Source organism: Mesorhizobium sp. P2_A12, assembly GCF_056405075.1.
This window is the reverse complement of record NZ_JBFUCU010000015.1, coordinates 110,350-132,483: the sequence shown is the minus strand read 5'-3', so window position 1 is coordinate 132,483 and position 22,134 is coordinate 110,350. Positions and strand designations below refer to the sequence as shown.

The following is a 22,134-nucleotide window of genomic DNA, read 5'->3' as shown; positions in this document are numbered from 1 at the left end:
GGAGACAAGACCTCGAGGTGCTCTTCACTTAGCCCATTGCGGAATGTGCAGCAGGTCACGCACGCGGATCGGCAAGCTGGGCGAAGCGCGCAATTCGGCACAGCTCGCCTCCCATCGCCCGAGATATTCGGCGATCGGCAGACCGGTGCGGCCGGGCCAGCGGTTGAGTGCGCCCAGCGCCTCGAGGCAGTCCGGCGCGCGGTCGTATTCGGCAAGGATGGTCACAGACATCGCCCGGGCGAACGGATTGAGGGCGGGCATCTCAATCTCGCCACGATGGTGGGCGAACCACGCCGCGGCGTCGCGCGTCAGCCCCTGGCTGTCGGCGAGCGCGGAATAGCCTCGGATGATATTCTCGCGGTAGGCGGCAATGGCATCGCCGAAAGCGTTGTCGCCGGTGAACGGCGGGTTCTCCTTCCAGTCCTTCGCCAGGCGCCCCAGGCCGCGCAGTGAAAAGGCTTCCACCATCGCCTCCTCGAGCCACTGGCAGGGCGTCGCCGGCTTGGCATCCGGCTGCCAGCTGTTGGCAAACACGTGGCCGAGTTCGTGGCCGAACTGGTAGGTGAGCTTCGACCAGTCGCGCTCACCGATATCCACGATGATCCAGGCCATGCTGCTGCCGTCCGGATGCAGCCAGACGGCTGGCGTGCCGGAAGTGTGCTCGTCGACACGCAACCCCGTCGGCTGGCGGTCAGAGAGCAGGCGGACGCCGTCAAGGCATGCATGCCGCATCCGCTCGACGACCTGATCAGCCGCGCCCGCAAGCATGCGGCCCCAGTCGCCGGCAAGCTCGATGGGCGCGGTGAGGAGGGTTGGCGATGGGCGGGTCGAGGCAGATTTTACAGACATGACGGCGTAGCCTTTCGCGAGCGACTCAACGGCGAAGCTGCTGCCCAGCTAGTCGCGCCAAGCCTCCGGCGCCGGAGCCCGTGTCCAGGCGTTGCGTGCAGCATTACTTGGCGGATGTCGCGCATGTCGACCGGCTTGCCGCTGGGCACTGGTAGAAATGTATCCGCTCGTCGGCGAGATCGCCGCCATGTCCGCTTCCCTACGATCGGCGGCCCAATTGGAGTTTCCGTCATCGGTTCCTCGTTGCACCTTTGTTGATGTGCAAACGCCCGGCCGGCCTCTTTGTTGCAGCCCCGGTTCCCGGTTTGGAACCATTTTAGCTAAAGCTGATTGAATCGCGGTTTTGCGAGTCAGTTCATGCGCTTGAAGTTCATCGAGCCGTTAATGCCGACCCTGGTGGAGAAGCCACCGGAGGGCGAGGATTGGACTCACGAGGTCAAGTTCGACGGCTACCGGTCGCAGATCATCATTGACCACGACGTCCGAAATTTCACCCGGAACGGCCTCAACTGGACAATGAAGTATCGAAGCCTGGTCGGCGCCGCCAAGAGGCTCGGGGTCGACAATGCCATCATCGATGGTGAAATCGTCGTGCTCAATGCGGCCGGCCTGTCCGACTTCGCCGCGTTGCGCAAGGCGATCACCCGCCGGGAGCAAGACCTTTATTTCGTGGCTTTTGACCTGTTGCACCTCAATGGCCACGATCTGCGTGACATGCCGCTGGAGGACCGTCGCGAAATCCTGGAAGGCATCATCGAGTCGGGCGACCATATCCAGTTCAGCCAGGTGCTACCCGGTGAAGCGAGCGCCATCTTTCACCTGATCGATGAAGCCGGCATCGAGGGCATGGTGTCGAAGCGTCGTGACAGCAAATATCGGAGCGGCCGGTCCACCAACTGGCTGAAGATCAAGAGTTATACGATCGGCGAATACGAATTGCTCGGCGTCGAGCGCGAGATGGGCAAGCCGGCCTTCGCAATGATGGCCGATCGTGCGACTGGGAGGTATGTCGGCTCTGCCTTTATCAACTCGAGCCGCGCCATCAGCGAACGTCTATGGAAGCGCGTCCAGGAGCACGCAGGGCCGCCTCCCAACGGCATGAAGCGGCCGGCCACGCAATGGGTCAAGCCGGGCATCATTGGGCGCGTGAAGCATCTGCGCGGCGAGGAAGATTTGCGGCACGCCTCGCTGCAGGATTTCCGAGAGGAATGAGCAAGCGCGGTAGCGATTTTCTCTACCATTGGATATCGGAGCATCTATCCGACGATCCGATTGTCGATCCGGTGCTACTGGTGATCGATATGGCTGTTGACGCAAAACGAGCGGCGGAAACCCATGGCATTCCCGGCCAGGAGATAGACGAGGAAATTGGCGCGATCTACAAATTCATCATGCAGGGGTTGCGCTAGTGGAACACCAGTCTCTTTCCCTGCCGCTATTACTCTTCGCAGTAGGGTGCCCGCCATTCGCCCAATCGCCCAAATGATGGCGGGCACCCTTCCGACAGAGGGGACTTTGCTCGTCGGTTTCCCTCAATGATTAAGAGCTGCTAATGTTTCGTGAGTGCGACCTTTGCCCATCCTCATGGGACTTCAGTCGCAACTGCGGCGTGAAAAGAACACTCGTTGATAGGCCACCGGCAATCTATGGAGTGCAAAATGTCCCGAACGAGACACGCACTAACCGAGCCTTGCAGGATCACGAACTTGTAGAGCGTCCCGGCCGCGACTGGACGGCGGGCTTTTTTGTGCGCGAGGCTGGAACCTGTCGCAGAAGGTGAAGTTCTGATCCTGCTCGGCAGTCACTTCCCGAGCACCCACACAACTTCCCGCCATCGTTTCCCGGTGGCGGGCTCTTTTGTCTAGGTGCTTACGACCAAACGTCAGGAGTTGTTATGGTCGATAGTTTAGCAGCGCGGAAAGAGCCGTGATGATCTGGGCCTGAACGAATGGCTTCGTGATCATCACGCTGTTAGGCACGCCCTCAGCGCCCCAATGAATGGCGCTATCGCCGCTGATGTAGATCACGGGAATTGTTAAGTTGGCTTGGCGCAAATGCCTGGCAACCTCCCAACCGGACTGCCCTGCCCCTAGGCGGACGTCTGTAATAAGGCCCTTAAACTTGTCAGGGGCTGCATCGAAAGCCGCTATTGCTTCGGCGGCGTCTCGGGCCGACGCCACTTCCAAGCCAGCTTCCTCCAATGCCGATTCGAGATCGAGCAGGATAAGCGGCTCGTCTTCAACGACAAGAACCGCCCCGACATACATTGTTAGCGTCCCAGTTGCGCACCCACTACGCGCAAGACCGCCATTTGTTCCATTTAGTCAACTGCCGAAAACGTGCACCGGCGGCCGCCCTACGGCTGGGCAGCCATCAAGCCGCGAAGCCCAAATTCGCTTGCATAAACAGATAAATGCCGACCACGATCAGCGCCGTCAGCCCAATCCAGGTTGTGAGCTTCGTCTTGTTCATGGCGGGCAGGTAATCAGTCACCGCACGCGCCGCAATTCAAATGGCCGTGTTAGACCCAACGGGTAGCGCCGGCTACTTCCGCACCATCCATTCCAGCAACTGGGGGTCAATGTCATCAGTGCCGGTGTAGTCGGCGATCAGACGCTCGGCCTCGGCCCGCCATTGGTCTTCAGGAATGTTCGTTTCGATGACGGATTTTATGAAGGCACTGCGAATGATATCGCAGTCGAAAGACGATACCGAAACGCCCAGCTTATCCATGGTGCAACCTCCCATCCAAGGGCTGGAAACAGAATGGCAACTTGGGGATTTAATAATGCGTTCAGAGCCGCTTTCAATAGGGTTCGACTGTAATTTTTAACCAAAGCCCGATGGCTACAAGCGGCCCAGCGGCCAAGGGTGGAGGGCTGGGGTTTGACCACCGGGCCTGGCCGGCGCGGGGTGGGGGACCGCGCCGGCTAGCAAATCATAGGCGATTTCATGCATCCTTGAAATCTAGCGATGCGGCGCGGATCCTACTTCCATTGCAGGTGCCGCATACGCCCAATCTCCAAGTTGATCAAACGACACATGATTCTTTAGCCTACCAAAATGTTGGGGGCAAAACTTGGGGGCCTCGCCGCTTCGCGAAAAGGAGCAGCGAGGCTTTTTTTGCGTTCGCTGATACGAGAAGCCCGCTTTCTGACCAGAGACAACTAACCGCGCGGTCTGCCTTTAGGTCCTGGCGAACTTTCCGCCGGGTTTGCAGCCAATTTGGCGGATCGCCGGTCTTTCAGCCAAAGGGACTTCTTTTTTATTGCCAGTAGCTCAGCTCGAACGCCGTCATCAGTGGTAGCTTGGCCACGCTTCGCCGCAATCACATAGTCGGCTCTATTCGTTCGATAGTCTTCTTTTTGCACCGCCATCGTTGCTCCTCCCGCCGCGGCCTCCCCTCCATGGCCTGACGAGTTGCACTAACTGCCTGTGCACAGCGAGAGTCTAGCAATTGGGGATTGTATTAAAATGATACAAGTCGCAGACGGGAGCGGGAACCGCGACTGGAAGCCGACGTTCGAGAAGCGCTAGCGAAACAGCCATATAGGCGCCCATGCCCGGCCCTCAGGAGGCAAGCGGCCATGCCGACCATGTCACGGTGCAGGGTTTCGCGACGACAGAACCTAAGCCGGTCAGCGAGCTTGTGGCGAGATGAGCAAGCGCGGGATCGACTTCCTCGAAAAATGGATGGCAGAGCATTTGCCGAACGCCATGACCGACGATCCGGCCGCCATCAGCGACCTTGCCGACCAGGCGATGAAAGCCGCGGACGAGACAGGCATTCGGACCGAAGAGTTCAGCGAGGAGGTCGGCAGCGTGTTCCAAGTCATCGCCGAGGCCATGCTGCACCGCGAAGGCGGCTTGGCGGGCTGACGAGCGGATGGCCGACAAGCCCTTAACGACCTACGTGGTGAGCGTTTTCGAGAAGCCGCATTGGCGGACCGTGTTGACCACCAGGGACAAGCAAAAGGCTTTCGATCTCGCCAAGCAGATCGGCGACAAGGTGCGGGTCGAGACGATCACGCCGAAGGTGAAGAAGCGTTAGGGCTACCCGGCTACATCGCTTCAGACGGCGCAAAGCGTCTTGAGCCGGCGCACATCATCGGCGGCCTCGGCCAACAACCAGGCGCGGAATGTCGCGATTTTGGGGAGCATTGACGTCGCCTTGGGGCAGACGATCCAGTAGGTCTTGGATAATCGCAGAGCCGTGGGGAATGGTCTTACGAGGCGCCCGTTGATGAGGTCCCAAGCCGCGAGCGTGGTGCGGGCGAGTGCGACCCCCTGGCCGTCAACAGCGGCGTCTATGACCATGCTGGCACGGTTCAAGACCGGTCCGTGGGAGAGTTCGGCACCGACCACGCCAGCGGCCTCGAACCATTCCGACCAGTCCTTTCGGTCATCAAGATGTAGCAACGGAAACTTCAGCACGTCGGACGGCTCGCGCATCCGCTGGTGAAGTTTGGGACTGCAGACCGCGAACAGTTGCTCGGAGCACAGGCGGACAACATCATGCCCCGCCCAGTTGCCATCGCCATGCCGCACGGCAAGATCGACATCCTCCCTAGCGAAGTCGACGTGATGCATGGTTGCGGAAATCCTGAGATCGATGTCCGGATGCATCTCTGCAAACCTGCCAAGGCGGTTCACCAACCACTTTGCGGCAAAGTCGGGCGACGTGCTGACCGTCAGCGCTCCGGCCCGAGATAGATGCTGGATGCGTTGCGTGCCGAGAGCTATACGGTCGAAGGCATCACGGACCACCTCCAGATAGGAGAGGCCGGCCCGTGTGATGCTCAGCTTTTGACGTTCGCGATCAAACAGCCTGATGCCCAATTCGAGTTCGAGCGCCTTCACCTGATGGCTAACCGCGCCTTGCGTCACGGAAAGTTCTTCCGCCGCCTTGGTGAAGCTCTCGTGGCGCGCCGCCGCCTCGAAGGCTTTGAGGGCGTTGAGTGATGGCAGTCGGCGGGCCAATTTCGCACCATGTCATGAGAAAAATTGGGCCAAGCGCGAGAAACCATGCTTTGCGCCCGTGGGCAGATTGGAGCTTTTCAGCGCCAGACGTCAACACGGATGCTGGAAGGATGAGAAATGTTAAACCGTCTGCTGAATGAGCCCCCGAGGCGTTCATATTCACAGGTAAGCGCCACCAGCGTTATCGAAAATCTAGAGCGGTCGATGGCATCGGTGGTGCGCTGGATCGAATTCCATCGCCAACGGGAACAACTGGCCGAACTCGAAGACCATCAGTTGGCAGACTTGGGTCTGAGCCCTGCGCAGGTTCGGGAGGAATGTGCAAAGTGGCCGTGGCAGACGTGATGGCCCTAGGTTCGCAAGCGTATCCAGTTGGGCGCATGATCACTGGCGCGTTGAGGAACAGCGAGATGGACAAAAGAATGAAGAGGCCCCGCGTTGCCCGCCGTCATTCTCGTCACCGGAGACGTCGATGCCAATGCGTAGTCATGTCGACGTAGGCTTCGCCGACAAGGTTGCTATACGGGCCATAAGGTCCCTTGCGGTGTTGTGGGTCCAGCGTCCACCTCGAGCAGAGGAAACATCGGCCGCGTTCAGCGCCGCTGCCAAGGCTGAAGGCGACAATTCCTCACCGGTCGGCAGCTTCGCCATTTCTTCCAGGACAAAACGCCGAAGTCGGAATGCGCGCTTATCGGCGTTACGACGATTGGCGCGATTGCCATGTTTGTAGTTGGCGTTCGGAAGCGTAGCCTTGTCAGTTCGGGAAGGCCGAATTCCATCTTTCACCGGTTCCGACCGCGATTTATTTATCCGCACGGCGTTAGTGATGAGAGAGCGTCGCTCGTCCTCCGTCATCGATTGCCAGGTGCGACGCAAGGAAGCATCCCAGACTTCGACATCGACAGCATTTAGGGCATCGACGCACTTGAGGATCCGGTCCGGTGTCGTGCGTTCCATCAGTTGTCTGATGTTAGCCAAAAGCAAGTCGGCGCCGGAACTACGCGCGACCGTGATCGCTTGCCGGAATCTCTCACGCGAAACGAATGGGGCCGTGCGGTAAGTGCTCCAGTCTGGGAAATTCTCCAAGATGCGTCTTCCGCTTCCCTTTACGAAGATTAGCTGGGCTGCAAGCTGACGCTTGAGCGCGCCGTTGGCATTGACCTCGTCCTTGGATCGGAGCTGTCGTCTCACATACGCAAAACTGTAGGAGATAAGCGGGCGCGCTTCATTCATTGACTTTTCTAAACCCTGTCGAGTGTTCTCAATGCGGATGAGGATGAAATACATTCTCGCGGGGGGAGCGTCACTGGCTGGTTTCGCGCGTCCGATGCGTCACAGTTGCTTCGACTGCGTCGGCACCAACCCCTGAGCGCCCCTGTGACAAGGGCACGTATCTCAAACGAGCAGCAATGTCGCTGTTGCATCGCGCGATCGTCAGTAATGTGAAAAGCCACTTGGGTCATACCGAGGGCGCGTGGGGTCATCTCGTCAGGCCGGTCGCGCGGCGCTGTTCGGCGATGACCACGGCTCGGCCCTGATGTCCTCAGCCGACGGGATCGCCACGGGCCGACGCGTAGACCACATTTTCAGCTTTTCTCCACGGAAATATGCGTCTGCCGGCCCTCGCGCGAAGCGCTGAACTGCTTGCCGACGCTGACACCGTCATCATGGCTGATGTTTCGGCTCTAATAACTTGCTCTACTGCGTGTATGCGTAGAGCACCATCTTCTTCACCACCATATCATCCAGAGAGAGTGGAAGGCCTTCATACCGTTAAGAATCGCTGGCGCCGGAGTTCGCGGATGGACCTTTCAGCCGCATCCGGTCATCGATGTGACGGAGGGCCTGTATCACCTTTCTTGTGATCTCGTTGTAGTCTTTCAACGAGCTGGAGCTTCCGGCCATGATGGATGTCAGCGCCAAAGGCAGGTCGCTCTTGAGGGTTTCCTTGCGCGTCTGCTTCTTTTTCCTTCGCCAGGCCTCATCCCACGCTTCCAGGCCGACGACACCCGCGTTCAGAAACCGCTGCAGCCGCGTCTTCCGGAGCTGTTCCAAGAGCAGTCCCCTTTTCTCTTCCCGCAGGTAGGCAAGGTCCGGGAAGGTCGGGAGAGCGAACTTAAAGTATCCGCCCTGGAAGCGCTGGAACTTGAAGCCTGCAAGATCCTCGATCGAGCGGATGCCCATCTCGTTGAGTTCGCCCTTGTCCACGGTGACCTCGATCCGCACCCTCCGCTCCTCTTCCGGCAGAACTTCCCTGGCACCAGTGGCGATGTTCTGTTTGTCGAGCAGCTTGATCATCGTTCGCCACGCAAAGTGCGATTCCTTGGCGCCGGCGTAGTAGGTGGAGTCGATCGTCGCCGGTTTGTCCTTCGGTGGATCGAGCAGGAAAGCGTCACTGCGCTCGGGATGCCTCGGATCATAACCGAGCACGTAGCGGGTGGCGTCGTCGCCTTTGTCCCAAGCGAACCTCGGGCGGTCGGCCGGCTCGTCAATGACATCCCGGCTGGGTAGGTGGCTGCGCACCAGGACACCGAACATCAGCGCAAGCGCCTCGTCGGACGGTTTGCGCGGCTTGAAATCGACACTGACTTCGAGGCCGACGATCGCTACCGGCTCGCACAGGTTCCATTTCGCCCTGACGACTTCTTCCGCAAGCAGCAGATCCTTGGTAGTCGGTTCCTGCATGCGCACCCGGAAATCCCGGAATTTTCCGTCATCGTCGAGTGCCTTTTTCTCGACGTAGACCCTCTCCCCGATCGCTCTGTCGATGTAGTGTTTAATCCATCTCCACTGGGTATGCTTCACCGTCTGGAAGCGGATATCGGCCCAGTCGATGACCGCTCGGCATGTATAGGCCTTCAGGTCGATCTGCGGTTGCAGGAAAATCCGGTTCTGAAACCGCTTCTGCTTCTTCTCTACCTGCTGCTCTACGTAGGAGAGACGGTAGGCCGCGGACGACTTGACGGCCGGCAGAACGATGGAATGCGAGGTCATGCGCGTAGCTGTATCAAGGGCCAGAGAGGAGGTGGGCCAGCGCCCATAGCCGCAATCGATCCTGGTTCATAGAGCTTATCTCACAGACGGGGTCCCGGCAGGTCAGCAGATCGCCGTCGACGTGCCGGAAAGTAGCCACCGTCCGGCCAGCGAAGCTCAACTACGCGATGCAAGCTAGTTGCGGCCGCTGGTCCCAGAGCCTCGATACCGCTCATCGCAATTTGAACAAACATTCGCCGGTTCGCTATTGTCCGGCACGTCCGAACGACCGTGCCGGGCATGCGTGCTTCACCGACCCTGATGGCTTTGAGCTTCAAAATAAGTCATCCGAGTTGACCCGGCTCGACAAAACGCTTCATCATGGTGCAGGGGGATTCTTCTTTGGCTGGTGGATTGATACTTCGACCGGGTGACTTCGTTCGGGCCCGATCAACGACGTGGATCGTGGAGGCGCTAGCTGAGGGCGGGCCTGTGCCGACACTGGATCTGGTGTCGGTGGAAGACGATTCGCAAGGCGATGGGCTGCGCGTTGCTGTAAAGGCCGAGCTCGATCTGGAGGCGGTCGATACTTCGGACTGGTCGAACTTACTAAAGAACACATTTGAAAGCCCACGGCGCCTCGGTGCACACCTCCGCGCCACGGAGTGGCGCACGGCGACATCAGCCGACCGCAGGCTATTTCAGGCACCATTCCGCTCGGGGATCAGGCTCGAGCAATACCAGCTGCTTCCCCTAGCGAAGGCGCTCGAACTCCCTCGCGTCAATCTGCTGATCGCCGACGATGTTGGCCTCGGCAAGACGATCGAGGCAGGACTGATCGTGCGCGAGCTTATGTTGCGCCGGCGGCTGAGCTTCGTTGTGGTCGCAGCGCCGGCATCGATGCAATCACAGTGGCAGGACGAGCTGTCGCAAAAATTTGGCCTCGACTTCACCATCGTCGACCGCGAATACCTGCTCGAGAGCCGCCGGCGTCGTGGCTTTTCGGCGAATCCATGGAGCATCGGATCGCGGTTCATTGTCTCGCACAGTGTGCTGGCGGATGAGACCTACATGAGCGGCTTGCGGGATGTCCTCGGCGCATATCGGGCGCGTTCGATGTTCATCCTGGACGAGGCTCATCATGCGGCTCCGGCCGGCGGGATCGCCTGGGCGACCGAGTCGCAGTTGACGCGTGCCGTGAGGGAAATTGCGCAGCCGTTCGAGCACCGGCTGTTCCTGTCGGCGACGCCGCATAACGGTCACTCCAACTCGTTCTCCACCCTTCTGGATATCCTAGACCCACAGCGTTTCACCCGCGGGATCGAGGTGAGCGCCAAAGACCTCGAGCCGGTCATGGTGCGCCGGCTGAAGGAAGACCTGCGCCGACTGGGGCACAAGTTTCCCGAGCGCCTGGTCGCCCCGATCGTCATCGATGGGCTGCCGTCCGACGCGCCAGAGTTGAAGCTGGCCGCCATGCTGGATGCCTACCGATCGGGCAATATGGGCGGGAGCCGGGCGAAATTCCTGTTCGCCAACCTGCAGCAGCGCCTGTTCTCCTCGATCATCGCCTTCGATCGCACGCTGAGGACGCACTTGCGGACGCTTCAGCGTCGGCAGGAGAAGCTGGTTAGTGCCGATGACACAGCCGAGGACGTGAACGAGAGCGACGATCTCATCGAACTGATCACACACGACGCGCGTGGAGAGTTCGGCGATCTCAATGCCGCGATCGCCCATGTCGAAGCCATGCTGAAGATCACTGAGGCGCATCGGCATGCCCCTGACCAGCGGATCGAAAAGCTCCTTGACTGGATCGAAGCGGAGATGCTCGACGAGAAGCACGCGTGGAAGGATCGCAGGCTGATCCTGTTCACCGAATGGGACGATACCCGCCGCTGGGTCGTCGAACGTCTCGAGGAGGGCCTGAGCGAGCGCAGTCGTGGCAGGATCGACTTGAATGGCCGCATCGTCAGCTTCACGGGCCGGACCAGCCTTGACGAGCGCGACGTCATCAAGCAGCGCTTCAACGCGCCCTTCGACAAGGCGCCGATCCGCATTCTCGTCTGCACCGATGCAGCGCGCGAGGGTCTTAACCTGCAGACCCGCTGCCGCGACCTCATCCACATCGACTTGCCCTGGAATCCATCCCGGCTCGAACAGCGGAATGGCCGCATCGACCGCAAACTGCAGCCCGCCGCTACGGTGAGCTGCCGGTATTTTCTCTATAAGCAGCGTGTCGAAGATCGCGTGCTCGATACTCTGATCCGCAAGACCGAGATCATCCGCAAGCAGTTGGGCACGGCTGGCGAAGTGCTGCGCCTCAAGATCGAGACGCGGCTCACCGAAAGCGGCATCTCGCGTGGCGAGGTGGACCGTCTTGCGGATGAGATCGAGAACGTCACCGACGATGGCGTCGGAGCCGCAAAGCGCGATCTTGACGACGAGGCAGATCGGCGCATCGGGCGACTGAAGGAAGAGCAGGACTGGTTGCAGCGACGGCTCGAAGATGCCCGCCAGCGTGTTGGCGTTGCCGGTGCGGACGTGAAGCGGATCGTCGAGATCGCACTGGCCGACGACGGCGCCAGGCTCGAGCCGGGCCACTTCGCCGTTCCTGAAGCGGTCACACTCAACCCGGACTGGCCAGCCTTCGCGAAGGACGCGACGTGGGCAGCGCTCTTCGACGAGCTGCGCTCGGGCCGTCCGCCGCGCCAGCGTGATCGCGCCCGGTGGCGGCGGGAGACGCCGGTGCGTGGGTTGGTCTTCGATCCACCGGTCCTTGCCGATGGCGAGCCCGAGCCGCAGGATATCATTCAACTGCATCTCGAACACCGACTGGTGAAGCGGCTGATTTCGCGCTTCGCGTCTCAGGGCTTCCGGACGTCTATCGGCCGCGTGACGGCAATCGTTGGGGCGGGCGCTCAGCCGCGCGTGGTGCTGATTGGTCGACTGTCGCTGTTCGGGCCGGATGCGCGGCGTTTGCATGAGGAGATTATCCCGGTGACAGCCGCGTGGCGTGATGTGCGTCGAGAAATCCTGCTCGAGCCTTTCGGTGACACAGGCGAAGCGACCACGATCGCTCAGCTCGAAGAGGCTTTGCGCACCGGGCGGTCGCCTGGCGACGGCATCGTCGAACGCCTCAAGCAGTCGGTGGATGCGGACATCGCCGATCTCAGGCCTCACCTTGAACGCCGTGCTTCCGCGGCTGAGGCAGCCGCGATCAAGGATCTAGCGCAAAACGGCGAGCGGGAGGCCGATGGCCTGCGCGATTTGCTCGAGCGGCAGATCAAGCGCGTAAGGGAAAGCGTGCGTGATGCCGAACCTCCGGCACAATTGTCGTTCGAGCTCTATCAGAGCGAGGAGCAGAAGCAGCAGGCCGAGCGCGAGTTGCGACAGTTCGAGGCCGACCGCCGCTCCTGGTATGACAAGCTTGTGCGGCTGCAGAAGGATCTCGACTCTGAACCGCAAAAGGTGCGCGACAACTACGCCGTAGCAGCGCGCCAGCTCGAGCCGATCGGGCTCGTCTATCTTTGGCCCACGACGAGTTGAGGCGACAATTGGCACTGGGCGATATCGACGAAACCAGCCAGTGGCTGAACTACCTGCAACCCGAGGGCCTGGTCCTTGGCGCGAACGTGCTGCGTAACAGTGGACTGACGCCGCTACGGCAGGGTCCGCTAGACACCGAGGCAGCCGCGGAAGCCCTCGGCCTGCCGCTGAAGTCCGAGCGCGAGGATGACCGAGGCTTTGTGCTTCGCGATCCGTGGCGCTTTCTCGGCACGCTCCTCGGCTGGCCGGCAAGGTATGTCGCCGGTGCTCCGGACGGACCGGCGGTGTCTTCAGAGTTGTCGCGAACCCTGCCCGAACACGGCACGTTGCTGGAGCCTCACATGGCGCTATTGTGGCGCGATGGCGAAGGCGAGCCTGACGTGCCGGCGCAGGTGCTGGTGCTGGTGCATCCGGAGCTCGATCCCGACGGGCGCGGCCAGTTCGGCGCCGACGAGTGGGAGGCGAGCCCGCACCAACGGCTCGAGCGGCTGTTGCGTGAAACCAGTGTCGGCACCGGCATCCTCATTGCCCGCAACACGCTGCGGCTGATACACGCGCCACGCGGCGAGACCGCCGGGTGGCTCACCTGGCCACTGGCCGCGCTCGGGCGGGTCGAAGGCCGGCCAATGTTGGCCGGACTGAAGCTCTGTCTCGGGCGAAACGCCTTCTGGACCGGCCCGAAGGAAACGCGACTGCGGCAGCTTCTTAAGCTGTCGCGCGAAGCGCAGAACGAGGTTTCCGAAAAGCTCTCTAGCCAGGTGCTCGAGGCGCTCTATGAGTTGCTGCGTGGTGTGCACCGCGCTGATCCAGCCCGGATCGAGGCGCTGGGCTCCAATGATCCGCACCATCTCTACGAGGGGCTGCTGACCTGCCTGATGCGGCTGGTCTTCCTGCTCTATGCCGAGGACCGGGACCTCTTGCCCTCGGCCCGCGAGCCGGATCTTAGGGCGCTATGGGAGCAAGGCTACTCGATCAAGACACTGTATGCGCGCCTGCTCGACGACGAGGCGCTGAACCCAGATACCATGGACGAGCGCCGCGGGGCCTGGGGGCAGCTGCTCGCCGTGTTCCGCATCATTCACGAGGGTTATCCCGACTGGGTGGCGCGTCGCGGTGGCAAGCTGTTCGATCCCCATGCCTTCACCTTCCTAGACGGGCGCGACAAGGGCTCGGCGAAGGAAACAGCTGAGGTGCTGTCGGTATCTGACGGCACCATCCTACGCATCCTGCACGGGCTGATGACGGTCGAGGGCCGTGGCCTCGACAACCAGAAGGTGCGCGAGCGTCTCTCTTACCGATCGCTCGATGTGGAAAGCATCGGCTCCGTCTACGAGACCGTCATGGGCTTCACCGCCAGGCGCGCCGGCGAGCGCATGATCGCGCTCAAGGATGAGAAGAAGCTCCCGAACTTCATCGGCCTCGAAACCCTCCTGGCACAGAAGCCATCCGACCGGCAGAAATGGCTCAAGGATCAGTCGATCAAGCTCTCGACAAAACAGGCCGCCGCCGTGAAGGCCGCGGAGAATGTCGATGCGCTGGTAGAGGCGCTCGGCAGCGCAGTGGATGAGCGTGCGTCGCCGAAGGCTACGCCGATCGGCGCTGGTGTGCCCTATCTGCAGCCGACCGATGAGCGCCGTCGCTCCGGCTCGCACTATACGCCACGCTCGCTCACCGAACCGATCGTGCGCCATGCGCTGGAGCCGTCCTTCGAGCGCATCGGCGCGGACGCCTCGCCCGAGGCTGTGCTTTCGCTGAAGGTGCTCGATCCCGCGTGCGGTTCCGGCGCCTTCCTCGTCGAGGCCTGCCGTCAACTCGGCGCTCGGCTGGAACAAGCATGGGATATGCACAAGGCGGAGAAGCCCACCATCCCGCCGGACGAGGACGAAGTGATTCATGCGCGTCGTCTGGTGGCACAACGCTGCCTCTATGGCGTCGACCGCAACCCGATGGCGGTTGACCTGGCGCGGCTGTCGCTGTGGCTCGCCACGCTCGCCCGCGAGCACGAGTTCTCGTTTCTCGACCACGCGATCAAGGCGGGGGATAGTCTTGTCGGGTTGACGCAGAGGGAGATCGAGGCAGCGAACTGGGACGACAGCAAGCCAGGTCTGCCTCTCTTCCGACAGCTGATCCGTGACGAGGTGCGAAAGGCGCTTGAAGGTCGCGAGGCCATCCGAACTGCCCCCGATGACGTGACCCGAGCCATCCAGGAGTCGCGACATCGCCGTGTCGAGGAGGAGATCGAACCTGCCAGGCAGGTCGGTGACGCGATGGTCGCTGCGTTCTTTTCGGCAGACAAAGCGAAAGCTAGAGAACAGGCACGGACCGAAGTCGAGAGCTGGATCACCGCGAATTTCAGACCGGAATGGGGCAGGCTCGCATCTGCGGCGACGCGCTTCCGCACCGCCCAAGGCTGGCGGCCATTCCATTGGCAGATTGAATTCCCGGAAGTGTTCATGCGCGACAATCCGGGATTCGACACGATTGTCGGCAATCCTCCGTTTGCAGGGAAGAACACGATCAGCGCCAGCTCAGGCGCTCACTATGTCTTGTGGCTCCAGCAGTTGCACGAGGGAGCGCATGGCAACGCAGATCTCGTCTCACATTTCTTCCGCCGAAGCTTTGCTTTGTTGCGCACGGGTGGTGTCTTTGGGCTAATTGCTACCAACACGATTGCGCAGGGCGACACCAGGGAGGTAGGGCTCCTGTCTATACTGCAAGCTGACGGTCAGATATATCGCGCAATAAGACGTTACCAATGGCCCACGCAAGGCGCAGCGGTCATTGTGTCAATCATTCACATAGCAAAAAGTGGTCGCAATCGCCCCGCATTTCTCGACGGACGGCAGGTGGAACGCATTTCCGCATACCTCGTCAGTGGCTATGCGGACGAGGCACCTCAACAGCTGCACTCTAACTTCGCCAAGGTTTTCCAAGGCTCAGTCATACTGGGCATGGGGTTCACCTTTGATGACGATGGTGCCGCAAAGGGTCTGACGGAAAATCTTGATACAATGAAGGCCCTTCTAGAAAGCAATCCGGCGAATTCCGGACGCATCTTCCCAGTGATCGGTTGGGCCGAAGCAGCAAATTCTCCTAGTCACTTGCCGCACCGATATGTGATTGATTTCGCGGACTTCCCGTTGGGCCGTGTGGTCGATACGGCGACTTGGGCGTCATTGAACGCGGACGAAAAGCAACAGCTGGTGCGCGGCGGTTTCGTGCCCGTCGACTATCCCGGCTCAGTAGCTGAAGACTGGCCCGACCTGCTGGAAATCGTATCAAGAAGAGTCAAGCCGGAGCGGAGCCGTGATAAGCGACCGGCGCGTCGGGCTCGGTGGTGGCGATTCGGTGATAGGCAGCCTGGTCTTTATAGGGCAGTAATTGGCAAAAAAAGAGTTTTAGTGACTGCCAGTCAGGCAGCTAGTGAATACTGCTTCGCATTCTTGGATACCGGAGTAGTTTTTACGTCCAATCTTAACGTGTTCATGTTTGAAACGTATGCGGCATTCACTGTGTTCCAATCTCGTGTCCATGAGATTTGGGCGCGACGTTTCTCATCGACTTAGGGGATGGTTTAGCCTACGCCCCTTCAGACTGCTTCGAGACCTTCCCCTTTACACTCGGCTACGAGACTGATCCGATACTCGAACCGACCGGTCAGGCCTATCACGACCACCGCGCCGAGCTGATGGTCGCCGCCGACGAGGGCATGACCAAGACCTATAATCGCTTCCACAAGGACAGCGAGACCAGCGCGGCCATCCAGCGCCTGCGCGAGCTGCATGACGAGATGGATCGCGCCGTGCTCCGTGCCTATGGCTGGGACGATCTCGCCGAGACGCTCAAGCCCGAGTTCCTCACCGAAGACACCGAAGACGACCACACCTACCAGGGCCGCTATTTCTGGCCCGCCGCTCAACGCGACCTTGTCCTTTCCCGCCTTCTCGCCCTCAACGCCGAACGCTACGCGGAAGAAGTCCGCCGGGGCCTGCACGAGAAGGGCCGCAAGCGGGTGAGGGAAAATGATGACGAGAGGCTGGACGAAGACGAAGCTAGCGAGGAGGCTTGATGGCAAAGTCGCCGTATCTGATTCCTGGACGCCTCGCGGATGTGATTGCCGCCATCCAATTCATGTCGATGAATGATCGGTCCAGTCAGACTTGTAGAGACTGGGCGGATGGCATCTCCGGTGACAAGGCGAAGGGCGACCATTGGCAAAAAGTCTTCGATGAACACCCGGAATTCTTTCGCAGATCGCCCAATTACGAGGGTCACTACGCTCTCATCTGGCGTAGAGCCTCGCCACGGTTATTTTTCCGAAAGGAAAGCCGCTCGTTGACCCAAGCAGAATATGATGCGCTGCCGGTTTCGGATCAGAAACTCGTCTCGCGTCCGCCAGTCCCTGAGCAACAAATCAAGACGCTGATTGATCTTGCAGTCGAGCTCCACGCCAAGGCGCGCGAGCAACATACAGACTGGCGCTGGTGGGTGCCGATTGTAGCGAGCTTTCTCGGTTCACTCGTCGCGGTGCTCGTAGGAGTCGCTTTAGGCAAATAGGCATACGCAAGAAAATCTTGCAAATATGATTCTGCAAGACTATATGGTTGCGACGGAGGCTCCAATGACCACGACCATCGGCGCGCGCATAAAGGCGCTGCGGGACCAGCGGAAGCTGTCCCAGGAGGCCCTGACCGAGCTATTCGGCTTCAAGGATCGGCAGACTCTGTCTGCTATAGAAACCGGCGAGCGCAAGGTCGCGGCGGACGAGTTGCTGCGCGCCGTCCAGATATTCGGCGTGCCGCTCGACTACTTCACTGACCCGTTCATGCTCGCTGGCGAGGGGCGCTTTTCCTGGCGCCAGACCGGCGTCGATGGCGACAGGCTCCGTGGCTACGAAGAGGCGGCCGGCCGATTCATCGCGGCCTTCCGCGTGCTCGGACGCCAGGTGGGTCACCAGCCGCCGCTGATCCGGCCGACGCTGAGCCTGACCAAGCAGTCGAGCTATGATGATGCGATCGCTGCCGGCGAGCGCTTCGCAGCGGAGTTCGACCTGGGAGACGTTCCGGCGCGCCAGCTTGCCGAGATCATGGCAGCGAGGCTCGGCATGCTGGTTCTTATGGTCGATCCGATCGCGGGTGTCTCGGGCGCGGCCTGCCAACTGCCTGAACTGGACGTCGTGCTCATCAATCGCAATGAGGTCGCGGGCCGCCGGCATTTCGACCTCGCTCACGAACTCTTCCACATACTCACCTGGGATAAGATGCCACCCGAGCACATCGAGGAGGCAAGGCCGATAAAGCGCAACCGCGTCGAGCAATTGGCAGACAATTTCGCCTCGGCGCTGCTGATGCCGTCGGCGGTGCTGGATCGGTTCGGCAACTGGGGTCAGCTGGCCGAGAAGGCATTGACCGACCGCCTCAATGAAGTTGCGGAAGAGTTGCTAGTGACCTCGCAAGCCCTGCGCTGGAGACTCGTCGGCATGGGGCGCCTGAGCCGCGCTCAGAACGAAACCATTTCCGACGACAGCGTCAGGAACAACGGCAAGAGCAGGCCAGGAAAGCAGGTGACGCCGCCACTTTTCTCGAAGCCGTTCGTGCAGATCGTTGCAACAGCACTGGACGAGGGCAAGACCTCGATGCGCCGGATTGCCTCGATCCTCAATATCGCGATCGACGATTTCACAGAGCTCTTCGCCGCCCACGGCGTGGAAGCGCCATACGAGTTGTGATGTCGACATGCCACGCCACACCGGTCCAGTCCTCGTTGACACCAACGTCATCATCGAATGCTGGCGGGTCAGCGCGTGGAAGGCGTTGGCTGGAGGCTACGCGTTGGAAACGGTAGGCGTGTGCTTTGTCGAGACGCAGACTGGCTTTCAGCGGCGCCGGCCGGAGGAGCAGATCGACAGCAAGGTGTTGACGGCTACGCTCAAAGCGGTCCACCCAGTCGAGGACGCCGAATTCGCCAAAGCGCTGACGCGGGACCCGGAGATCGGCTTCCTGGATGCGGGAGAACAGGCGCTTTGGGCTCATGCGGCCAGCCGAACGGATACCTGGGTTCTGTGCGGCCCAGACAAGGCGAGCCTCCGCATCGGCATCCGGCTGGGCTTGAAGGATCGCCTAGTGTCGCTCGAGCGCCTGCTCCGTGACGTCGGTCTCCGGCCGAGGATCGACCTCAAGCCTGCATACACCCAAAAGTGGCTGGAACAGGCCCTGGCACAACTGGCGCAGCGGGAGGGGAAGTAAGGTGACGAACACGAATCCACCGAGTGGCGTCGCAGCAGCGGTGCTGGATCGGCTCAGCATCCTTCCCAAGCCAGCCACTCCCGTTGAGGTGCGTGAGAGACTGGTCGAAATGCTTCGCCGTGATCTGGTCGGCCCGCACCCTGACTTCGATCCAGATCTCGCGTATGAGGTGCTGGAGGGAACGGCCCCGTCGACCTGGTATTTGACCGGGTTCCTTGCACCTCATCGCAAGACGGCCATCGAAAAGCGCGCCGAGCTTGCCGAGGAGCAGCAAGCCGAGTTCGCCCTCGAAACGCAGCGTGAGACCGAAGGGCTCGAGCAAGGAGCACCTCAACCTGGAGCCGGCGAAGACGCCGGCCCTGCCGAACCGCCGCCACGCCGTTCGTTTGAGCCGTCGTCGATCGGGCTTACAGTGCTTTTGTCGCGCGAGGCCACGTCAATCGAGGCGCGGGTCACCTGGGGCGACTACGTTACCGAGCCGCCTTTGGCCTCAGCCCTTGTGAATCCAGAGGAGCGCGAGGCGGCTGCCAAGGAGAAGCGCAAGCTCGACGAGCCCGCTCGCAGCAGCCTGCAGTGGCGCCGCCTCCCGCGGGAGCGTGGGGTGTCGATCCCGCTCAAGCACGGCCTCCACCGGTATCTCGTTCCGGAAAGTGCAGCGCCCGCCTATCCTGGGGGCGGACTTGAGCTTGCGGTTTCCGTTCGGCCGACGCACACCGCAGGGATTGATGGCCGCCGACGCGACCTCCTTGCCGTCTCGGTCTTCCTTGTCAACAGGCGGTCCGAAGCCCTCAGGCGCTATGGCGACCTGGCTTTCTGCTTCCAGGCACGTCTTGAGCTAAAGTCCTCGCTCGGGTTCGAGCCAAATGACGACCGCGCCTCCTATGATGCCGAAGAGTTCGACGAGCGACTGTCTGACCTGCACTACGGCGACGTTGCTTCCTACGCGACCGGTCACAACAGCTCAGGCGACTGGGATGCAGCGGGTGGTCATGGTCTGGTCACAACCGTGTTCACCACTCCCATCCCGTGTCAGGACGTCGAAAAACTCGGCGCCGACATCGACCTCCTTGGCGTAGAGCGAGGCATGGAGGCACTGGCCAAGGCGGCCGAAGGCGCCGACAGCCTGCACGCCGCGCTCGAGCAGTTGCCCGCCGCCTACGCAGCTTGGGCCGCGCAGCAAGCCACGATGGTCGGCAAGATAGACGGCCAGAAGCGACAGGAGGTTGCGCGCCAGCTTCTCAAGGACATCGAGGTCGCGAGGGGCCGTATCGCGAGCGGTATCAGCCGCCTGACCGCCGACCCGGTGAGCCGCGAAGCCTTCGCGATCATGAATCGCACTATGGCGCGCGCAAACCGGCAACGTAGCTCCACCATGAACGGGAAGAAGCCGGGCCAGCAGACCGCGCCCAGTTGGCGCCTGTTTCAGCTGGCCTTTGTCCTCCTCAACCTCGACGGTCTCGTCGACCCGCTCCACCAGGATCGCGCGACAGTAGACTTGCTGTTCTTCCCGACCGGTGGCGGCAAGACGGAGGCTTACCTTGGCCTCGGCGCCTTTGCGATTGCGCGGCGGCGATTGTCCAATTCTGGCCTGGGCGGCGCGGGCCTATCAGTCGTGATGCGGTATACGCTTCGGCTGTTGACACTGGACCAACTGCAGCGTGCAGCAGGCCTGATTTGCGCACTCGAACTCGAACGGCGAGATCATGGCCGCCTTGGTCAATGGCCCATCGAGATCGGCTTGTGGGTCGGCGGTGGTGCGACGCCGAATAGCTTCGGCAACTCCAGGAGCCCGGCACAGGGTTCTGCAATTCAGTGGGTCCAAAGCTATCGAAGCGGCCATGGTCCTGCACCGGCACCGCTCAAGAATTGTCCGTGGTGCGGCGGCGAACTCAAGCCGGATGCGTTCCACCTCCACCCCAGCCGGCAAGACCCGAAGCGCCTTGATATTCGCTGCGACAATATCGATTGCGACTTCTCCAGCGCCGAGAGACTGCCGATAGTCGTGGTCGACGAAGAAATCTATCGGCGGTTGCCGGCATTCATGATCGCTACCATCGACAAGTTTGCTAACGTCCCCTGGGTAGGAGGCGCTGGCGCCTTTTTCGGCAATGTCACCCGTCATGACGGTTCAGGCTTCTATGGCGCCGCCGAACCGAATGCCGGCACGCGACTTCCGGCACCGTTGCCGCCCATCGATCTTGTGATCCAGGACGAACTCCATCTGATCTCTGGACCTCTTGGAACGATCGCTGGCCTGTATGAAACCGCCTTCGATCTTTTGGCTTCCCGTAACATCAATGATCTTCCACGCGGCCCCAAGATCGTAGCATCCACGGCGACGGTGCGGCGAGCCAGCGCGCAGATCAGGAACCTGTTCGGGCGCACGAGCACGGCGATATTCCCCCCGCCGGGAATTAGCCGCCACGACTCCTTCTTCGCCGAGGCGGACACGTCGTCGCCCTCGCGGCTCTATGTCGGTGTCGCCTCGCCGGGAAGAGGACCCAAGCTCGTATTCCTTAGGACACTTCAAACACTTCTGGCCGGGGCTGAGGCGCTGGCAAGCGGAGGCGCGAGCGATCCCGCCGATCCATATCTGACGGCGCTCTGCTACTTCAACGCCCTCCGCGAACTCGGCGGGGCGCGGCGTATCGTCGACGACGAGGTGAGGGCACATCTGGGCAGCTACGGGTCGAGCCGTGTGCGGCTGCAGCCTGCCGGACAGGTTTTCGCCAATCGCCAGCTAAGGGAAATCCAGGAGCTAACTTCGCGTTACAGCACTGACAAGGTCTCCGAGGCCCGCACGCGACTTGGGCGCCAAGCCAGCGAGAAGAGCGCAGTAGACGTCGCCCTCGCCACCAACATGATCTCGGTGGGTCTCGATATCGGGCGGCTCGGTCTCATGGTCGTCCAAGGCCAGCCCAAGACTGCCGCCGAGTATATCCAGGCGACTTCCCGGGTCGGCCGCGAGGCGCTCAAGCCGGGCCTGGTCGTCACGCTGCTGAATGTGCACAAGCCGCGCGACCGCATGCACTATGAACAGTTCCGTTCGTTCCACAAGAGCTTCTACCGGGCAGTGGAAGCGACCAGCGTAACGCCATTCTCGACGCGTGCTCTCGACCGAGCGCTTGCGGCCACCATGGTCGCTGGCGTTCGGCATTTCGAACCGGGGCTCACGCCGAACGACGCAGCCAGCAAGTTCGCGCAGTTCGACCAAGCGTTTGTCGCGGTTGTTGCCACCGTGCGCAGCAAGATGATCGTCAGCGGCGCCACGCAACCCGAGATCGATCGCTGCCTACAGCGCCTCGACACGCTGAAGGACGCCTGGATCGCCATTGTCGACGCGCAAACCAGTGGCGGCGATCCGTTCAAATATGCGAACGAGCAGCCAGTCAGACGTCTGCTGCAGGACCCCCAGAGCCAGCAGGTAAACATGGCTCCGGAGCGCCGGCTTTTCATCGCGGGACGCTCGATGCGGGATACAGAGCCTGTGGCACTTCTACGCCTCAAGACACCGACCGGACAATCCTTTTAGCGGCGAGGC

General features: G+C 61.1%; 18 protein-coding genes. 12 read left to right on the top strand and 6 right to left on the bottom strand.

Going from position 1 to position 22,134, the window contains the following annotated elements:
• Positions 1-24 precede the first annotated feature (24 nt).
• A complete protein-coding gene (locus AC1DZU_RS26810) occupies positions 25-849 on the bottom strand; it encodes a hypothetical protein (protein WP_477289669.1) in 825 nt (274 codons plus the stop codon).
• Between the two features lie 357 nt (positions 850-1,206).
• Between AC1DZU_RS26810 and AC1DZU_RS26805 the strand changes: the two genes are divergently transcribed.
• Positions 1,207-2,061 carry an ATP-dependent DNA ligase gene (locus AC1DZU_RS26805; RefSeq protein ID WP_477289668.1) on the top strand — a complete coding sequence of 285 codons (855 nt, stop codon included), beginning with the start codon at positions 1,207-1,209 and terminating at the stop codon, positions 2,059-2,061.
• Positions 2,058-2,258: a hypothetical protein gene (locus AC1DZU_RS26800; protein WP_477289667.1), complete on the top strand. Its 201-nt coding sequence runs from the start codon at positions 2,058-2,060 to the stop codon at positions 2,256-2,258. The genes AC1DZU_RS26805 and AC1DZU_RS26800 overlap by 4 nt, the downstream gene beginning before the upstream one ends.
• Positions 2,259-2,741: 483 nt before the next feature.
• On the opposite strand, the gene AC1DZU_RS26795 is transcribed toward AC1DZU_RS26800, so the two are convergent.
• A complete protein-coding gene (locus AC1DZU_RS26795; RefSeq protein WP_477289666.1) occupies positions 2,742-3,116 on the bottom strand; it encodes a response regulator in 375 nt (124 codons plus the stop codon).
• A 277-nt stretch (positions 3,117-3,393) separates the two neighbouring features.
• A complete protein-coding gene (locus tag AC1DZU_RS26790) occupies positions 3,394-3,582 on the bottom strand; it encodes a hypothetical protein (RefSeq protein ID WP_477289665.1) in 189 nt (62 codons plus the stop codon).
• Positions 3,583-4,506: 924 nt separating this feature from the next.
• Here AC1DZU_RS26790 and AC1DZU_RS26785 point away from each other — a divergent pair.
• Both AC1DZU_RS26785 and AC1DZU_RS26780 read left to right on the top strand, forming a co-directional pair.
• Positions 4,507-4,728 (top strand): hypothetical protein, encoded by a 222-nt coding sequence (locus AC1DZU_RS26785; RefSeq protein ID WP_477289664.1) that lies wholly within the window; start codon positions 4,507-4,509, stop codon positions 4,726-4,728.
• Between the two features lie 7 nt (positions 4,729-4,735).
• Complete coding sequence (locus AC1DZU_RS26780) at positions 4,736-4,900, top strand: hypothetical protein (protein WP_477289663.1); 165 nt, start codon at positions 4,736-4,738, stop codon at positions 4,898-4,900.
• Positions 4,901-4,920: 20 nt separating this feature from the next.
• On the opposite strand, the gene AC1DZU_RS26775 is transcribed toward AC1DZU_RS26780, so the two are convergent.
• Positions 4,921-5,829, bottom strand: coding sequence for a transcriptional regulator GcvA (locus tag AC1DZU_RS26775; RefSeq protein ID WP_477289662.1), 909 nt, complete (start codon positions 5,827-5,829; stop codon positions 4,921-4,923).
• A gap of 117 nt (positions 5,830-5,946) precedes the next feature.
• On the opposite strand from AC1DZU_RS26775, the gene AC1DZU_RS26770 reads away from it, so the two are divergent.
• On the top strand, positions 5,947-6,174 hold the full coding sequence (locus AC1DZU_RS26770) for a DUF1127 domain-containing protein (RefSeq protein ID WP_477289661.1): 228 nt from the start codon (positions 5,947-5,949) through the stop codon (positions 6,172-6,174).
• Positions 6,175-6,315: 141 nt separating this feature from the next.
• Here AC1DZU_RS26770 and AC1DZU_RS26765 read toward each other — a convergent pair whose 3' ends face one another.
• A complete protein-coding gene (locus AC1DZU_RS26765; RefSeq protein WP_477289660.1) occupies positions 6,316-7,116 on the bottom strand; it encodes a hypothetical protein in 801 nt (266 codons plus the stop codon).
• Between the two features lie 486 nt (positions 7,117-7,602).
• Entirely contained in the window at positions 7,603-8,823 is a 1,221-nt protein-coding gene (locus AC1DZU_RS26760; RefSeq protein ID WP_477289659.1) for a hypothetical protein, read from the bottom strand.
• Between the two features lie 360 nt (positions 8,824-9,183).
• Between AC1DZU_RS26760 and drmD the strand changes: the two genes are divergently transcribed.
• The 7 genes from drmD to drmA all read left to right on the top strand — a co-directional run bounded on the left by drmD (position 9,184) and on the right by drmA (position 22,125).
• Complete coding sequence (gene drmD / locus AC1DZU_RS26755) at positions 9,184-12,348, top strand: DISARM system SNF2-like helicase DrmD (RefSeq protein ID WP_477289658.1); 3,165 nt, start codon at positions 9,184-9,186, stop codon at positions 12,346-12,348.
• A gap of 8 nt (positions 12,349-12,356) precedes the next feature.
• Positions 12,357-15,914, top strand: coding sequence for an Eco57I restriction-modification methylase domain-containing protein (locus AC1DZU_RS26750; RefSeq protein ID WP_477289657.1), 3,558 nt, complete (start codon positions 12,357-12,359; stop codon positions 15,912-15,914).
• On the top strand, positions 15,887-16,417 hold the full coding sequence (locus AC1DZU_RS26745) for a hypothetical protein (protein WP_477289656.1): 531 nt from the start codon (positions 15,887-15,889) through the stop codon (positions 16,415-16,417). Before AC1DZU_RS26750 ends, AC1DZU_RS26745 begins: the two co-directional genes overlap by 28 nt.
• Entirely contained in the window at positions 16,417-16,905 is a 489-nt protein-coding gene (locus AC1DZU_RS26740; protein ID WP_477289655.1) for a hypothetical protein, read from the top strand. The genes AC1DZU_RS26745 and AC1DZU_RS26740 overlap by 1 nt, the downstream gene beginning before the upstream one ends.
• Before the next feature lie 64 nt (positions 16,906-16,969).
• Positions 16,970-18,076, top strand: a complete 1,107-nt coding sequence (locus AC1DZU_RS26735) for a helix-turn-helix domain-containing protein (RefSeq protein WP_477289654.1) — start codon at positions 16,970-16,972, stop codon at positions 18,074-18,076.
• Between the two features lie 7 nt (positions 18,077-18,083).
• Positions 18,084-18,593 carry a hypothetical protein gene (locus AC1DZU_RS26730; protein WP_477289653.1) on the top strand — a complete coding sequence of 170 codons (510 nt, stop codon included), beginning with the start codon at positions 18,084-18,086 and terminating at the stop codon, positions 18,591-18,593.
• Positions 18,594-18,633: 40 nt separating this feature from the next.
• On the top strand, positions 18,634-22,125 hold the full coding sequence (gene drmA / locus AC1DZU_RS26725) for a DISARM system helicase DrmA (protein ID WP_477289652.1): 3,492 nt from the start codon (positions 18,634-18,636) through the stop codon (positions 22,123-22,125).
• Positions 22,126-22,134: the final 9 nt, after the last annotated feature.

Coding starts and splice junctions, on each gene's coding strand:
- AC1DZU_RS26730 (WP_477289653.1), top strand. CDS start 18,084: ATGCCACGCCACACCGGTCCAGTCCTCGTTGACACCAACGTCATCATC.
- AC1DZU_RS26740 (WP_477289655.1), top strand. CDS start 16,417: ATGGCAAAGTCGCCGTATCTGATTCCTGGACGCCTCGCGGATGTGATT.
- AC1DZU_RS26795 (WP_477289666.1), bottom strand. CDS start 3,116: ATGTATGTCGGGGCGGTTCTTGTCGTTGAAGACGAGCCGCTTATCCTG.
- AC1DZU_RS26790 (WP_477289665.1), bottom strand. CDS start 3,582: ATGGATAAGCTGGGCGTTTCGGTATCGTCTTTCGACTGCGATATCATT.
- AC1DZU_RS26780 (WP_477289663.1), top strand. CDS start 4,736: ATGGCCGACAAGCCCTTAACGACCTACGTGGTGAGCGTTTTCGAGAAG.
- AC1DZU_RS26805 (WP_477289668.1), top strand. CDS start 1,207: ATGCGCTTGAAGTTCATCGAGCCGTTAATGCCGACCCTGGTGGAGAAG.
- AC1DZU_RS26735 (WP_477289654.1), top strand. CDS start 16,970: ATGACCACGACCATCGGCGCGCGCATAAAGGCGCTGCGGGACCAGCGG.
- AC1DZU_RS26785 (WP_477289664.1), top strand. CDS start 4,507: ATGAGCAAGCGCGGGATCGACTTCCTCGAAAAATGGATGGCAGAGCAT.
- AC1DZU_RS26800 (WP_477289667.1), top strand. CDS start 2,058: ATGAGCAAGCGCGGTAGCGATTTTCTCTACCATTGGATATCGGAGCAT.
- AC1DZU_RS26765 (WP_477289660.1), bottom strand. CDS start 7,116: ATGTATTTCATCCTCATCCGCATTGAGAACACTCGACAGGGTTTAGAA.
- AC1DZU_RS26760 (WP_477289659.1), bottom strand. CDS start 8,823: ATGACCTCGCATTCCATCGTTCTGCCGGCCGTCAAGTCGTCCGCGGCC.
- AC1DZU_RS26810 (WP_477289669.1), bottom strand. CDS start 849: ATGTCTGTAAAATCTGCCTCGACCCGCCCATCGCCAACCCTCCTCACC.
- drmD (WP_477289658.1), top strand. CDS start 9,184: ATGGTGCAGGGGGATTCTTCTTTGGCTGGTGGATTGATACTTCGACCG.
- AC1DZU_RS26770 (WP_477289661.1), top strand. CDS start 5,947: ATGTTAAACCGTCTGCTGAATGAGCCCCCGAGGCGTTCATATTCACAG.